Raw genomic sequence first — 13,131 nt, forward strand, 5'->3', positions numbered from 1 at the left:
TGATGTCCGTGGTCGACCGGCAGGAGTGGGACGTCGTCGTGGTGGGCGCGGGCGGGGCCGGACTGCGCGCCGCCATCGAGGCCCGCGAGCGGGGCGCCCGTACGGCCGTGATCTGCAAGTCGCTGTTCGGCAAGGCGCACACGGTGATGGCCGAGGGCGGCATCGCCGCGGCGATGGCCAACGTCAACACCGGCGACAACTGGCAGGTCCACTTCCGCGACACCATGCGCGGCGGCAAGTTCCTCAACCAGTGGCGGATGGCCGAGCTGCACGCGCAGGAGGCGCCGCAGCGGGTGTGGGAGCTGGAGACCTGGGGCGCGCTGTTCGACCGCACCAGGGACGGCCGGATCTCCCAGCGCAACTTCGGCGGCCACGAGTACCCGCGCCTCGCGCACGTCGGCGACCGCACGGGCCTGGAGCTGATCCGCACGCTCCAGCAGAAGATCGTCGCGCTCCAGCAGGAGGACTACAAGGAGACCGGCGACTACGAGTCCCGGCTGAAGGTCTTCCAGGAGTGCACGGTCACGCGCGTGCTCAAAGAGGACGGCCGGGTCTCCGGGGTCTTCGCCTACGAGCGCGAGTCGGGCCGGTTCTTCGTCCTGGAGGCGCCCGCCGTCGTGATCGCGACGGGCGGCATCGGCAAGTCCTTCAAGGTGACGTCGAACTCGTGGGAGTACACGGGCGACGGCCACGCGCTGGCCCTCCTCGCGGGCGCTCCCCTGCTGAACATGGAGTTCGTGCAGTTCCACCCGACCGGCATGGTCTGGCCGCCCTCGGTGAAGGGCATCCTCGTCACCGAGTCGGTGCGCGGCGACGGCGGTGTGCTGCGCAACTCCGACGGCAAGCGGTTCATGTTCGACTACATCCCCGACGTCTTCAAGGACAAGTACGCCGAGTCGGAGGACGAGGGCGACCGCTGGTACGACGACCCGGACAACAACCGGCGTCCCCCCGAACTGCTCCCCCGCGACGAGGTCGCGCGGGCGATCAACGCCGAGGTGAAGGAGGGACGCGGCTCGCCGCACGGGGGCGTGTTCCTCGATGTGTCGACGCGCATGCCCGCCGAGGTCATCAAGCGGCGGCTGCCGTCGATGTACCACCAGTTCAAGGAGCTGGCCGACGTCGACATCACGGCGGAGGCGATGGAGGTCGGGCCCACCTGTCACTACGTGATGGGCGGGGTCGCGGTCGAGTCAGACACGGCGGCGGCCCGCGGGGTGCCGGGTCTGTTCGCTGCCGGTGAGGTGGCCGGCGGTATGCACGGCTCCAACCGGCTCGGCGGCAACTCGCTGTCCGACCTGCTGGTGTTCGGGCGCCGGGCGGGCTGGCACGCGGCCGAGTACGCGACGGGTCTGGCCGGGGCGCGGCCCGGCGTGGACGACGTCCAGGTCGACTCCGCCGCCGCGGAGGCTCTGCGGCCCTTCTCGGCCGAGGCCGAGATCGAGGAGCCCGCCGGGGGTCCGCCGGAGAATCCGTACACCCTGCACCAGGAACTCCAGCAGACGATGAACGACCTGGTCGGCATCATCCGCCGGGAGCCGGAGATGAAACAGGCCCTGGAGAAACTGGCCGAGCTGCGGGTACGGGCGCGCCGGGCCGGTGTCGAGGGGCACCGGCAGTTCAACCCGGGCTGGCACCTCGCCCTGGACCTCAGGAACATGCTGCTGGTCAGCGAGTGCGTGGCGCGGGCCGCGCTGGAACGCACCGAGTCGCGCGGCGGACACACGCGTGAGGACCATCCGGCGATGGACCGCAAGTGGCGCCGTATCAACCTGCTGTGCGCGCTCAGCGACCCCACGGGCGGGCTGGCGGTGGACCCGGTCCGCGGCCAGATCACCCTCTCCAGCGAGACCACCGAACCCGTCCGTGCGGACCTGCTCGCCCTGTTCGACAAGGAGGAGCTGGTGAAGTACCTGGCCGAAGAGGAGCTGTACGAGTGAGCGGCTACGAAGCCCGCTTCAAGGTGTGGCGGGGCGATGTCGGGGGCGGCGGCCTGGAGGACTTCAAGGTCGAGGTGAACGAGGGCGAGGTCGTCCTCGACATCATCCACCGCCTCCAGGCCACGCAGGCCCCCGATCTCGCCGTGCGCTGGAACTGCAAGGCGGGCAAGTGCGGTTCCTGCTCGGCGGAGATCAACGGCCGGCCGCGGCTGCTGTGCATGACCCGCATGTCGGTCTTCGACCCGGAGGAGACGATCACGGTGACGCCGCTACGGGCGTTCCCGGTCGTCCGCGACCTGGTCACCGACGTCGGCTTCAACTACACCAAGGCCAGGGAGGTCCCGGCCTTCGTACCGCCGGCCGGGGTCGCGCCCGGCGAGTACCGCATGATGCAGGAGGACGTCGACCGCTCGCAGGAGTTCCGCAAGTGCATCGAGTGCTTCCTGTGCCAGGACACCTGCCATGTGGTCCGTGACCACGAGGAGAACAAGCAGGCGTTCGCGGGTCCCCGCTTCCTCATGCGGGTGGCGGAGCTGGACATGCACCCGCTGGACGCGGCGGCGGAAGAGGGTCTGGACCGCAAGACCACCGCCCAGGAGGAACACGGCCTCGGCTACTGCAACATCACCAAGTGCTGCACGGAGGTCTGCCCCGAGGGCATCAAGATCACGGACAACGCGCTGATCCCGCTGAAGGAACGGGCGGTCGACCGCAAGTACGACCCGCTGGTATGGCTCGGATCGAAGATCAGGAGGCGCTCCTCAGCAGGCTGAGCGCCCCCGCAGGTTGTGTTCCGCGATCTCCCGCATCCGGCCCGGGTGCGGGAAGTCCCCCTCGATGAGGGTCAGGCCGTAGACGCCCTTCTGCGGCCGGTGGACCGAGAGGTGGGGTCAACGGCGCGCTCTGCCAGGTGCCGTACGTGCACATGGCCCTCCAGCGGATAGTCGGGCGGCTGCGCCGGGCGGACGCCCGTGAGGGGGTAGTGGCTCTTGTCCGCCACTCGGCAGGAGGCCGTGTTGTCGGCCTGGTGCAGGAGTTCGAGGCGGGTCAGGCCGGCGGGGGCGAAGGTCGTGAAGGCCCAGTCGGTCAGGGCGTGCAGGGCGCGGGGTGCGACGCCCCGGCCGCGTGCGTGCGCCGCTGTCCAGTAGCCGACCTCGGCGGACGCGGCGCCGGGGGCGACGTCCTTGAGGACCACGTGGCCCGCCAGCAGCCCGTCCGCGCCGGAGGGCTGGACCTCCTCGACGGCGAACGCGTAGCGGCGGCCCTGCTCCCAGCCCCGCTGCTGCTCACGCAGCCACTCCGTGGCGCTCGTCTCGTCGTCGACGGCGAAGGACGTCCAGCGGTGCAGGGCGTCGTCCCGGCCCAGCGCGGCCAGCCCTGTGGCGTCCGCGGGGCTCCAGGGGCGCAGGATCAGGGCGGGGGCCGTCGGCGTGGCATCCGCCCGGAGCCGTGCGGTGGGTATCGGCATGGAGTGAGCCTACGGTGGCGGCGGGCCGTTCTCAGAAGAGGCTCAGCAGTGCCTCCGCCGGGTCTGTCAGCTTCGTTTCGCCGCCGGGCAGGGGGAGTTCGAACCAGACCGTCTTGCCCCGGGGCGTGCGCCGGGAGCCCCACGCGGCGCTCAGGAGGCCGACGAGCTGCAGGCCTCGGCCGCCCTCGTCGGTGTCTCGGGCCCGGCGGCGGCGGGGCTGGACCAGGCCGGAGTCCCAGACCTCGCAGACCAGGGTGCGGTCGAGCAGCAGCCGGAGGCGGATCTCGCCCTCGCCGTAGCGCAGGGCGTTGGTGACCAGTTCGCTGACCAGGAGCTCGGTGGTGTCGACCAGGGGTTCCATGTCCCAGCTGAGCAGTTGGGCGCGCGCGTACTCGCGGGCCCGGCCCACACTTCGCGGCTCGCGCGGCAGGGTCCAGTCGCCCACGGAATCGGTCGGCAGACCCTGTACACGTGCCATCAGCAACGCGATGTCGTCCTCGCCGTGGTGGGTGTCGAGGGTGTTGAGGACGTGGTCGCAGACGTCCTCCAGCGGCTGGGCGGGGTCGGACAGGGCGCTGACGAAGGCCTGGAGGCCCTCGTCCAGGGGGTGGTCGCGGCTTTCGACCAGTCCATCCGTGTAGAGCGCGAGCAGAGCGCCCTCGGGCAGTTCGACCTCGACCTCCTCGAAGGGCTCGCCGCCGACGCCGAGCGGCATGCCCGGCGGCACGTCGAGCATCAGGGCCGGCTCGCCCGGTTCGACCAGGACGGGCGGCAGATGGCCCGCGTTGGCGAAGGTGATGCGCCGGGTGACGGAGTCGTAGACGGCGTAGACACAGGTGGCGAGGTACACCTCCGAGAGGTCCGCCTCGCGGGGGCGGCGGGCCGCCCTCGTCGCCTGCTGGACGCCTCCGGGGGCGCCGAGGCCGCGGGCGATCTCGTCCAACTGGGAGAGCACCTCGGCCGGTTCGATGTCCAGTTGCGCCAGGGTCCGGACCGCCGTGCGGAGTTCGCCCATGGCGACGGCGGCGCGCAGGCCTCGGCCCATGACGTCGCCGACGACGAGCGCGGTGCGGTGCCCGGGGAGTTCGATGACGTCGAACCAGTCGCCGCCGACCTCGCTGGGCCGGCCGGTGTTGGCGTTGCCGGGCAGATAGCGGCAGGCGATGTCGAGGCCGGAGGCCTCCGGGTCGCCGGGCGGGAGCAGGGACCGTTGCAGTATCAACGCGCGCTCGTGCTCGCGCCGGTACAGGCGGGCGTTGTCGATGCAGACGGCCGCGCGCGCCGCCAATTCCACAGCCAGGTCGCGGTCCCGGTCGCCGAACGGCTCGCTGCCCTTCGTACGGGCGAACTGCACGAGCCCGACGACGGTGTCGTGGGCGACCATCGGCACGGCCAGCGTGGACTGCACGAGCCCGCCGTCCTCGCCCGGGACGGTCTGGGGGCGGGCCGTGCGCAGGGCGTCCGCGCAGGGCGAGTTGAACGGGTAGTGGTGGACGGCGCCGACCGAGACGGGCACGCCGGTGCCGGCGAAGGGCGCGTCGGAGACGGCACTGGCGAAGGCCACCCGGCGCAGCTCGGCGCTGCCGTCGGCGAGCCCGGGCGGGGTCTCGTCGCCCACCAGCAGGCCCTGGTAGAGGTCGACGGTGGCCAGGTCGCAGAAGCCGGGCACGACGACGTCGAGGAGTTGCCTTGCCGTGGTCTCCAGGTCGAGGGAGTTGCCGATGCGGGCGCCGGCCTCGTTCAGCAGGGCGAGGTTGCGCCGGGCGGCTGCGGCCTCGCGGGCGGCGGCGCGGCGCGAGGTGATGTCCGTTCCGAGCCAGGCGATCCCGATGGGCCGGCCCGAACCGCTGTGCACGCGGTAGAGGTTGACGGACCAGTGGCGGCGCTCGTCGGAGCCCGGCACGAAGCCCGTGACGTGCATGTCCGTGATGGAGTTGCCGCTCTCCAGCACGCGCCGCAGCGTGGCGGCGACCCGCTCGGCCTCGCCGCGCTGGAGGTAGTCGTGGACGCCCTTGCCGCGGTGGTCGTCGGGCTCCCCGCCGAAGACGGACGCGAACCGGTGGTTGGCGCGGCGGACCCGCAGGTCGGCGTCGATCAGCAGGAAACCGAACGGGGATTGACCGAAAATGGCCTGCGAGGCGGCGAGGTCGGTCTCGATGCTGCGCAGCGTGCGGACGTCGACGACGATGCAGACGGCGGCCTTCTCGCCCTCCTCGGTGCGCGTCGGCATGACGTACACCTCGGCGAGCCCCTCATGGCCGCATTCGCCGCCCTCGGCGCCCTTGGGCATCCGGAAGGGCACGACGCCGGTCCACTCGCGGCCGTCGAGGATCTCGGCCATCTTGCGCATGCCCCGCTCGCGATGGCGCGGGTCGATGAAGGCCTCGATCGGGTCCATGCCGACGGCGCGTGCGGCGGAGATGCCGAAAAGGTGCTCGGCGCGCAGGCTCCACTGGTCGACCAGCCCGTCGGGGCCGATCGAGAAGGACGCGACCCTGATGTAGTCGTAGATGGATCCCGGGGGACTGCTCTGCCACATGGCGTCCCCGGGCTGCACCCCGTCGGCCGCGAGCGCACCGCCCACCGCGGAAGCCAGGCCGTCCGCGGCCCTGGCCCTAGCGCCCTCCGACGGGTCCTCGGACTCCGTGGCCTTCGCTGGTATCTCGCTCACGCGAACCGTCCCCTCCAGCTCACCGCGTCCGGCACCGGTCACCGGGGGCGGCTGCCCGCAGTATCCAGCACTACGGTGCCGCACAACACGGTGTTCACGATCACAGCACGGTCCCGATGGTTTTCGGTCCGGACCGTGACAACACTTCCAGTCTTCTAACCAGGGGACACGTCGTCGAATCACGTCCCTCGACAACCGCCACTGGCCTGAACCAATCACTCGACGGTGACAGGGCGTACGTACACCGATTTTTCACCCCGGCACGGCGAGTTCGAACCACACCGTCTTGCCCGCGGCCCCGGGCCGGGTGCCCCAGCGGCGGCAGGAGGAGGCCACCAGTTGCAGTCCGCGGCCGCTCTCGTCCTCGGGACGGGCGGCGCGCTCGCGGGGCGGGTCCGGGAGCGGGTCGGAGACCTCGACCCGCAGGACGCCGTCCAGATCTGACGGGCGGACCAGGCGGACACCGATGGGGCCCGTGGCATGCCGCAGGGCGTTGGTGACCAACTCGCTGACCAGCAACGCCGCGAGGTCGGCCAGGCTGTCGAGGTTCCAGCCGCGGAGTTGGCCGCGGACGACCTGGCGGGCGGTGCGCACGGCGCCCGGTTCGGCGGGAAAGGTCCACTCGGCGCAGTCACCCTCGGCGTCGATCACGCCGATCACTCCCCAGACAGGAGGCCCGCCCATGTCCGATTTCATGGGGTTAATGGGCACATACCCGATATCCGGGGCGGAGTACCGCACAGGGCGGCGCACAGTGGCGATAAAGGCTTATGGGGCGCCCGAACGGCAACCGCCCGACATCGCACGCCCCTGGAAGGCCTCAGGCGCCGGGCACTTCCTCCGCGCCTGGACCGGAAGAGGTGAGGCCCTCCGCGACTCCGAGGTGCGCGAGGGTCTGCCGTACGGCCGGGACGTCCTGGTCGAGCCAGTTCACGTCCCAGATCTCGCCCGGGCCGAGCCAGCGCAGTTCGTCGTGGTCCTCGAGGGGCTCGGGGGCGGCGGAGCCGGGGCGCAGCCGTGCGGTCCACACCTGCAGGACGTAGGGCGACTTCAGGGACCACTCCCCCGGGACGCGGCCGCCGGCCTCGGCGTCCACGCCGAGTTCCTCGCGCAGTTCACGCACGAGCGCCGCGTCGGCCGTCTCCCCCGGCTCGACCTTGCCCCCGGGCAACTCCCAGCGCCCGGCCAGCTCGACGGGCGCGCTGCGCCGGGCCGCCAACAACCGCCCGTCGTCGACCAGCGCGGCACCTACGACGACGATCCGCTCACTCATGCGGGGAGCCTACGGGAGCACGACCGGACGCCGGCTCCGGGCGCAAGGCACCGGGTGGCTCAGTCGCGCGTCACGCGCCCGCCCCGTTCTGCCCCAGCCGCTCGACCCAGTACAGCTGTTTGTGACCGCGGCCGTCGAGGCTGTCCGCGATCTTCTGGGCCTCGGACCGGGTCGCGTACCGGCCCACCCGGTAGCGGTTGCCGTTGTCGTCTTCTCGTATCACGAGCCAGGGAAGAGTGATCGTGCTGTCGTTCATCGCGCCCCTCCACTTCCCACCCGCGGCCTGTGCCGCACCCCACCCGCTAAGGAAACCGCAATGCGCATATGCCCGAGCCTACGCCTAACCTTTACGGAGCGAACACGGGTTTTCACAAAGAGGTACGCAACCAGCCAGAACGCAGGGGGCGCGCGCCGACGAACGCGCCGTCTGAGTACCTCGATGCATCCAGCCGGAGGCATGCCGCGGACACCACTGTCGACCTGCGAAGACGACGACCGGCCAGGGAATACGGACCGCCCCGTTCGACGACGGCCGCCTCGGTGATCGTGTGAGCGGGGCGCGCAGGGAGCGCGCCCCGGGACGGATGTGAGCGTTCGCTACTTGACCGGAAGGTGGTAGGCGACCCGGTACCGATCGGCCGGAATGACCACGTCGGCCGTCTCGACCGGGCGGCCGGAGGCGTAGAACGTGCGCTGGACGACCACGACCACATGACCGGGGACGCCGCCCAGGAGGAGCAGTTCCTCGGCGAGGCCCGGACGGGCGCCGACCTCCTCGGCGACGTTGTCCACGATCACCTCGATCGCGCGCATGCGCTCGACGACGCCCATGCCGCCGAGCGGCCCCTCCTCCGGCAGCATCACGGGCGTACGGCCCGTCACGGCGAGCGGCTCCCAGGAGGTGGAGAGCATCATCGCCTCGCCGCCCTCACGGAAGAGGTACTTCGTGCACATCACCCGGTCGCCCGGCTCGATGTCCAGCCGCTCGGCGACCGCGACGCTCGCCTCGGACTGCTCGCTGCTCGACTCCCAGGTGCCGCGCCCCTCCCCGTCGGCCTGCTCCTGGCGGAACGGCGTCGCCCCGCCGGGCGGGCGGTATCCGGAGCGGGAGACGCGCCGGGGTACGGGCCGCTCGCGCACGTACGTCCCCGAGCCGGAGCGGCCCTCGACCAGCCCCTCCGCCATGAGCACCTTGCGGGCCTCCAGGGCGACGGTGTCCGAGACGCCGTACTCCTGGCGGATTCTGGCCTGGGAGGGGAGCCGGGTGTGCGGTGCCAGCTGACCGTCGACGATCTTCTGGCGGAGATCACCCGCGACGCGCAGGTACGCCGGCTGCTCACCGAATGTCACTGGCCGCTCCCATCAGGTTGTACAGACAGCAACAGCGTGGCAACCCTAGGTTGTGCGGTGCAAGTAAAGGCCAGAGAATCACTCGATGTGATGACATGGTGGCCCTGGGGGCTTTACGCAGGCACTTTCTCCCCGCTATAGCCGCCGTCACACCTCGGCTTCGGAGTTCCCGCTCTCACTGTCGTCGAACGACGGCGGGGTGGTGGCCAGCCCGAGGGCCTTGCGCGCGGTGACGGTCGCCGGGCCGTCGACGTACGCGTACGCCTTCTCGTAGTGCGTGAAGTAGGTGTCCACGTCACCGGCCTCGCTCGCCCTCGACCACTGCTCGCGGGCGTCCTCCATCTCCTCGACCAGGTCGGCGACGGGCTTACGGGCGGCCGACGGCCAGGAGTGGCCCCGCAGGGCCTCGATCTGTTCGCCGAGCACGTCGTGCACCTGTGCGGCCCAGGCCCGGGATCCGGCGAGGTCGTCCTCCGGGGACTCTTCCGGCTCCTCGTACAGCGCCGCGTCGACGACGTTGGCCGTGGACAGGAAGACGACCTGGTCGGTGTCGAGCGTGGTGGGGTCGCCGCGCAGGGACCCGGTCAGCCCGGCCTTGGCGTCGGTGCTGCCGAAGACGCAGATGATCGCGCGGTCGCCATAGCGCCAGCTCTCCCGGGAGGGCATGAGGTAGTACACGTCGACGTCGGCCGGCATCGCCCAGGAGTCCATGGCGTACCGGTCCTGGAGCGCGTAGCACCTCTCGCCGGCGATGTCGGTGACCTGGCCGTCGCCGGGAAGGAACCGCCCGGCAGAGTGACGACCCCGAACACCTCACCGTCGTGCCCGCCTTGGCAGGAGGCCGGCCGTACGGGTCCTGGGGCTGCGGGTTCCCAGGGGGCGGGGGTATCGACACGGATGCGGTGCTCCTGGCTGCGGCGGTGGGCGGGGGTCTGTCGTACGGCTGCGCGCATCGTAGGCGGGCGCGGCGGGTGTGACGGCGGCATCCAGGGCTGAGGGCTTCACCCACCGACGGCGGGTCGGTTCAGGTCGCCGGGGCCGTCTGTGCTGATCCTGTCAGCGGCCCAGGCCTCTCCGGGCCGTCGGACGTCGCCCACCCCATGGGAAACACCGCCCGTACGGTGAAGCCGCCGTCCGGGGTCGGGCCGGCGTGGAATTCGCCGGACAAGAGGTGCGCGCGTTCTCGCAGGCCCACCAGGCCGTGGCCGCCCCCGGGGAGAGCCGGGTGGGGCGTGATCCGGGCGGGGGGCGAGTTGTGCACCTCGATGTGCAGGCCGGCCGCGAAGTGGACGCGTATGCGCGCACGGGCGCCCGGAGCGTGCTTGCGGATGTTGGTCAGGGCCTCCTGGACCGTGCGGTACGCCGCGCGTTCGACCGCTTCGGGCACCGCGGCCGGAGGAGTCGGCACGTCGAGGTCCACCGGGAGGCCGCTGTCGCGGACCAGGTCCGTGATGTCGGCCAGTCCGGCCCGGGGGACGGCCTGCGTGTCCGTGCCTCCCGCCGTGCGCAACACCCCCACCAGATGCCGCAGTTCGGTGAGGGTCTGCGCGGACAGTTCGTGGATCGACCGGGCCGTCGTCCGTACGTCCGCGTCCCCGGGCCGGCCCACCTGCAGCGCGCCGGCCTGCAGACTGATCAGGCTCACCTTGTGAGCGACCACGTCGTGCATCTCCCGGGCCAGCCGGTTGCGTTCGGTGGCCAGCACCCGCTCGGTCAGGACCTGGTTCTCCCAGGCACGCCGGGCCGTCGCCTCCCGCAGGCGCTCCTGCCGTGACCGTACCGAGCGGCCGAGTACGACGACGCCCGCCGCCAGTCCGCAGCAGTCCAGGGCCAGCAGCGCGGTCTCCCGGTCGAGCACGAGAGAGGAGACGCCGGACGCCGGGTGGGGCAGGAACCACGCCACCGCGACCGCTGCCGCGCCCGTCACGGCGGCGAGGAGACGACCGCGCCGGACGGCGACGCAGTACAGCGCGATCAGCGGGGCGAAGGCGATGTGCCCGAGGTACAGCCCCGGCAGCGCGGCGAGCACGGCCACCTCGGGGGCCCGTTGCCGCAGCAGCAGCGCGCCGGCGGCGACGAGTGCCAGCCACGTCCCGTGACCGGCGGTCAGGCCGTTGACCACCAAACCGTCGAGGAGGGCGACCAGCACCGGGAGGGCCCGGGAAGCGACCCGTCGTACGGTGCCGGCACCGACGGCCGGCGGCCCGCCGGGAACACCACTCGAAGGCGCCCCGGACGGCATCGGCCCCCTCACCCCCGCCCCGCCCCGGCCTCGACCAGGTCCGCCCGGTCGGCGACCACGGCCGCCTGCACCCGGTTGAGACCGCCCAGTTTCGCCAGCACCGCGCTCACATGGTCCTTGACCGTGCCGTGCGCCAGGTGCAACCGGCCCGCGATGGCACGGTTGCTGAGCCCCGCTCCCACGAGCGCGAGCACCTCGCGCTCCCGGCCGGTGAGTGCCCGCACCTGGCGTAGGGCCTCCTCGTCACGGCCGGCCAGCAGGTACCCGTCGATCACCTGCCCCACCGCCTCGGGCGCCAGCACCCTGCGACCGGCGGCCAACGCCCTCACCGCTTCGATCAGTTGCTCCGGAGCGGTGTTCTTCATCAGGAACCCGGCCGCTCCCAGCCGCAACACCTCGTCCACGTGCTCACGGGCGTCGAAGGTGGTCAGCATCGCCACCGCCGGGGCCTTCGGCAGGCCGACGACCTGGCGCAGCACGGACGGGCCGTCCAGGACCGGCATCCGGATGTCGAGCAGCAGGACGTCGACCCGCCCGCTCCGCACGGCCTCCACAGCGCTCGCTCCCCCGCAGTCGGCGACCACGGTGATGTCCTCCGCCGAACCGAGGATCACCCGCAGCCCGGCACGCACCAGAGGCTCGTCGTCCACCACCGCGACCCGTATCACTTCCGCTTCCCCCACCCGTCGCTCCGCCGGCCCCCCGGCCGGCGCGCCTACCGCCCCACGGCCCGCGCGCGGCGCGGTCACCGCTCGTTACGACGGTCCTCCCCCACGAGGCGTTGCACCGGCGCCGTGTGCCACCTGACACACGGCGGCCGGCCCGACCCCCGCCGGTCGGCGGGGGTCGGTTCCCGTCCTCGGACGGATGTCCCCGGTGGGTGCCCCGCTGCCACGATCCGTCAGGTCGCCGATCACCACCCGCCCGTCGAACGGGCCTTCAGCAAGGACGCACATGCACCACACCCAGGACCGCCCCGCCCGACGCCGACGCCTCCACGCCCGCATCCTGGTGGCGGGCTGCACCGCCGGAGCGGTGCTGCTGACCGCCGCGGGCGCGCACGCGGAGACCGGTAACGCCGAGTCCCGGTCGTCCCTGGCCGCACAAGCGGCCGAGACGGTCGAGCGCGTCACGGGGACCTCCGACCTCGTTCCCGGCACGCCGCTCGGCGGCGGCGCCACCCGCGCGGAGGTGACCACCGAGACGTCCGCGGCCCGCATCACCGCGCCCGCCACCGCCGACGGAGCCGTGGAGTTCGCCTACGGCGCCGATGTGCTGCGCCTCACTCTGCCCGGCAGCGCCGACTCCCAGGCCGCCTCCGGCGCCAACGGCACCGTCGTCTACCCCGGCGCGGGCGAGGACATCGACCTGGCCGTTCAGCCCAACCGCGACGGTGTGCGCACCCTCGTCACGCTCAAGGACGCGGACGCCCCGACCGAGTACCGCTTCCCGCTCGGCCTGCCCGCGGACGCGGTCACCGAGGTCCTCGAGGACGGCTCCATCCTGGTCAGCCGCGGCGAGGAGTACCTCGGTACGTTCGACGCGCCCTGGGCGAAGGACGCGCGCGGCGAGGCCGTGCCCACCGAGTACCGCGTCGAGGACGGCGCCCTGATCCAGACCGTGCGGCCCGGGCCGGGCACGGCCTTCCCGGTGGTGGCGGACCCGGCGTGGTTCATCCCGATCGCGATCGTCGCCGGGCGGCTGCTGCTCACCCAGGGCGTCAAGAGCATCTCCCGGCACGCCGCCCAGCGCATGGCCCAGCGCGGCATCAGCCAGGAGATGGTCGCGCGTACGGTGAAGACCGGCAAGAAGACCAAGGGCAAGTCGCCCGGCACGTGGAAGTACACCACCGGCAAGATCTGGGTCGTCGTCAACAAGGCCGGGAACGTCGTGTCCGTCGGCCGTAACTGAGCCCGTTCCCGAGAGGCGAAGCATGCACATCGAGTACGACCGCGAGAACGACACCGCCTATGTGTCGCTCGTCGCGCACATCGCCGACGGCGCCGCCGTCCGGCAGATCCCCGTCGCCGGGGTCGGGGCGGACGCCGAGGTGTTCCTCGACGTGGACGCGTCGGGGCGGCTGCTCGGCATCGAGGTCATCGGGGCCGGCGGTGCCCTGCCGGCCGAAGTGCTGGAGCAGGCCCCCTCGGGGGGCTGACGTTCCGGGCTGACGGGCCGGGCTGACCG

The 13,131-nt window shown here is 72.0% G+C and carries 13 protein-coding genes; 4 read left to right on the top strand and 9 right to left on the bottom strand.

Annotated elements, in window-relative coordinates:
* Positions 1-2 precede the first annotated feature (2 nt).
* Both OG542_RS13940 and OG542_RS13945 read left to right on the top strand, forming a co-directional pair.
* Positions 3-1,940 (top strand): fumarate reductase/succinate dehydrogenase flavoprotein subunit, encoded by a 1,938-nt coding sequence (locus tag OG542_RS13940; protein ID WP_311127575.1) that lies wholly within the window; start codon positions 3-5, stop codon positions 1,938-1,940.
* Positions 1,937-2,713: a succinate dehydrogenase/fumarate reductase iron-sulfur subunit gene (locus OG542_RS13945; protein WP_311127574.1), complete on the top strand. Its 777-nt coding sequence runs from the start codon at positions 1,937-1,939 to the stop codon at positions 2,711-2,713. The genes OG542_RS13940 and OG542_RS13945 overlap by 4 nt, the downstream gene beginning before the upstream one ends.
* Before the next feature lie 71 nt (positions 2,714-2,784).
* On the opposite strand, the gene OG542_RS13950 is transcribed toward OG542_RS13945, so the two are convergent.
* The 9 genes from OG542_RS13950 to OG542_RS13990 all read right to left on the bottom strand — a co-directional run bounded on the left by OG542_RS13950 (position 2,785) and on the right by OG542_RS13990 (position 11,627).
* Positions 2,785-3,408, bottom strand: coding sequence for a GNAT family N-acetyltransferase (locus OG542_RS13950; RefSeq protein ID WP_328411061.1), 624 nt, complete (start codon positions 3,406-3,408; stop codon positions 2,785-2,787).
* Positions 3,409-3,439: 31 nt separating this feature from the next.
* Positions 3,440-6,079, bottom strand: coding sequence for a SpoIIE family protein phosphatase (locus OG542_RS13955; RefSeq protein ID WP_328411063.1), 2,640 nt, complete (start codon positions 6,077-6,079; stop codon positions 3,440-3,442).
* A 252-nt stretch (positions 6,080-6,331) separates the two neighbouring features.
* Positions 6,332-6,763 (bottom strand): ATP-binding protein, encoded by a 432-nt coding sequence (locus OG542_RS13960; RefSeq protein WP_328411065.1) that lies wholly within the window; start codon positions 6,761-6,763, stop codon positions 6,332-6,334.
* Positions 6,764-6,899: 136 nt separating this feature from the next.
* Positions 6,900-7,352, bottom strand: coding sequence for a (deoxy)nucleoside triphosphate pyrophosphohydrolase (locus OG542_RS13965; protein WP_328411067.1), 453 nt, complete (start codon positions 7,350-7,352; stop codon positions 6,900-6,902).
* A 70-nt stretch (positions 7,353-7,422) separates the two neighbouring features.
* Entirely contained in the window at positions 7,423-7,608 is a 186-nt protein-coding gene (locus OG542_RS13970; protein WP_184590840.1) for an SPOR domain-containing protein, read from the bottom strand.
* Positions 7,609-7,949: 341 nt separating this feature from the next.
* On the bottom strand, positions 7,950-8,702 hold the full coding sequence (locus tag OG542_RS13975) for a GntR family transcriptional regulator (RefSeq protein WP_328411069.1): 753 nt from the start codon (positions 8,700-8,702) through the stop codon (positions 7,950-7,952).
* Between the two features lie 147 nt (positions 8,703-8,849).
* Positions 8,850-9,413 carry a hypothetical protein gene (locus tag OG542_RS13980; protein ID WP_328411071.1) on the bottom strand — a complete coding sequence of 188 codons (564 nt, stop codon included), beginning with the start codon at positions 9,411-9,413 and terminating at the stop codon, positions 8,850-8,852.
* 313 nt (positions 9,414-9,726) lie between these two features.
* Complete coding sequence (locus tag OG542_RS13985; protein WP_328411073.1) at positions 9,727-10,944, bottom strand: sensor histidine kinase; 1,218 nt, start codon at positions 10,942-10,944, stop codon at positions 9,727-9,729.
* Positions 10,945-10,952: 8 nt separating this feature from the next.
* Entirely contained in the window at positions 10,953-11,627 is a 675-nt protein-coding gene (locus OG542_RS13990; protein ID WP_311127567.1) for a response regulator transcription factor, read from the bottom strand.
* 271 nt (positions 11,628-11,898) lie between these two features.
* Here OG542_RS13990 and OG542_RS13995 point away from each other — a divergent pair, with 271 nt between their 5' ends.
* Together OG542_RS13995 and OG542_RS14000 are read left to right on the top strand one after the other, a co-directional pair.
* On the top strand, positions 11,899-12,855 hold the full coding sequence (locus OG542_RS13995; protein WP_328411076.1) for a DUF4258 domain-containing protein: 957 nt from the start codon (positions 11,899-11,901) through the stop codon (positions 12,853-12,855).
* A gap of 22 nt (positions 12,856-12,877) precedes the next feature.
* A complete protein-coding gene (locus OG542_RS14000; RefSeq protein ID WP_311127565.1) occupies positions 12,878-13,102 on the top strand; it encodes a DUF2283 domain-containing protein in 225 nt (74 codons plus the stop codon).
* The last annotated feature ends 29 nt before the right edge of the window (positions 13,103-13,131 follow it).

This window comes from Streptomyces violaceus (assembly GCF_036014075.1).
In the GTDB taxonomy this organism is placed as follows: Bacteria; Actinomycetota; Actinomycetes; order Streptomycetales; family Streptomycetaceae; genus Streptomyces; species Streptomyces violaceus.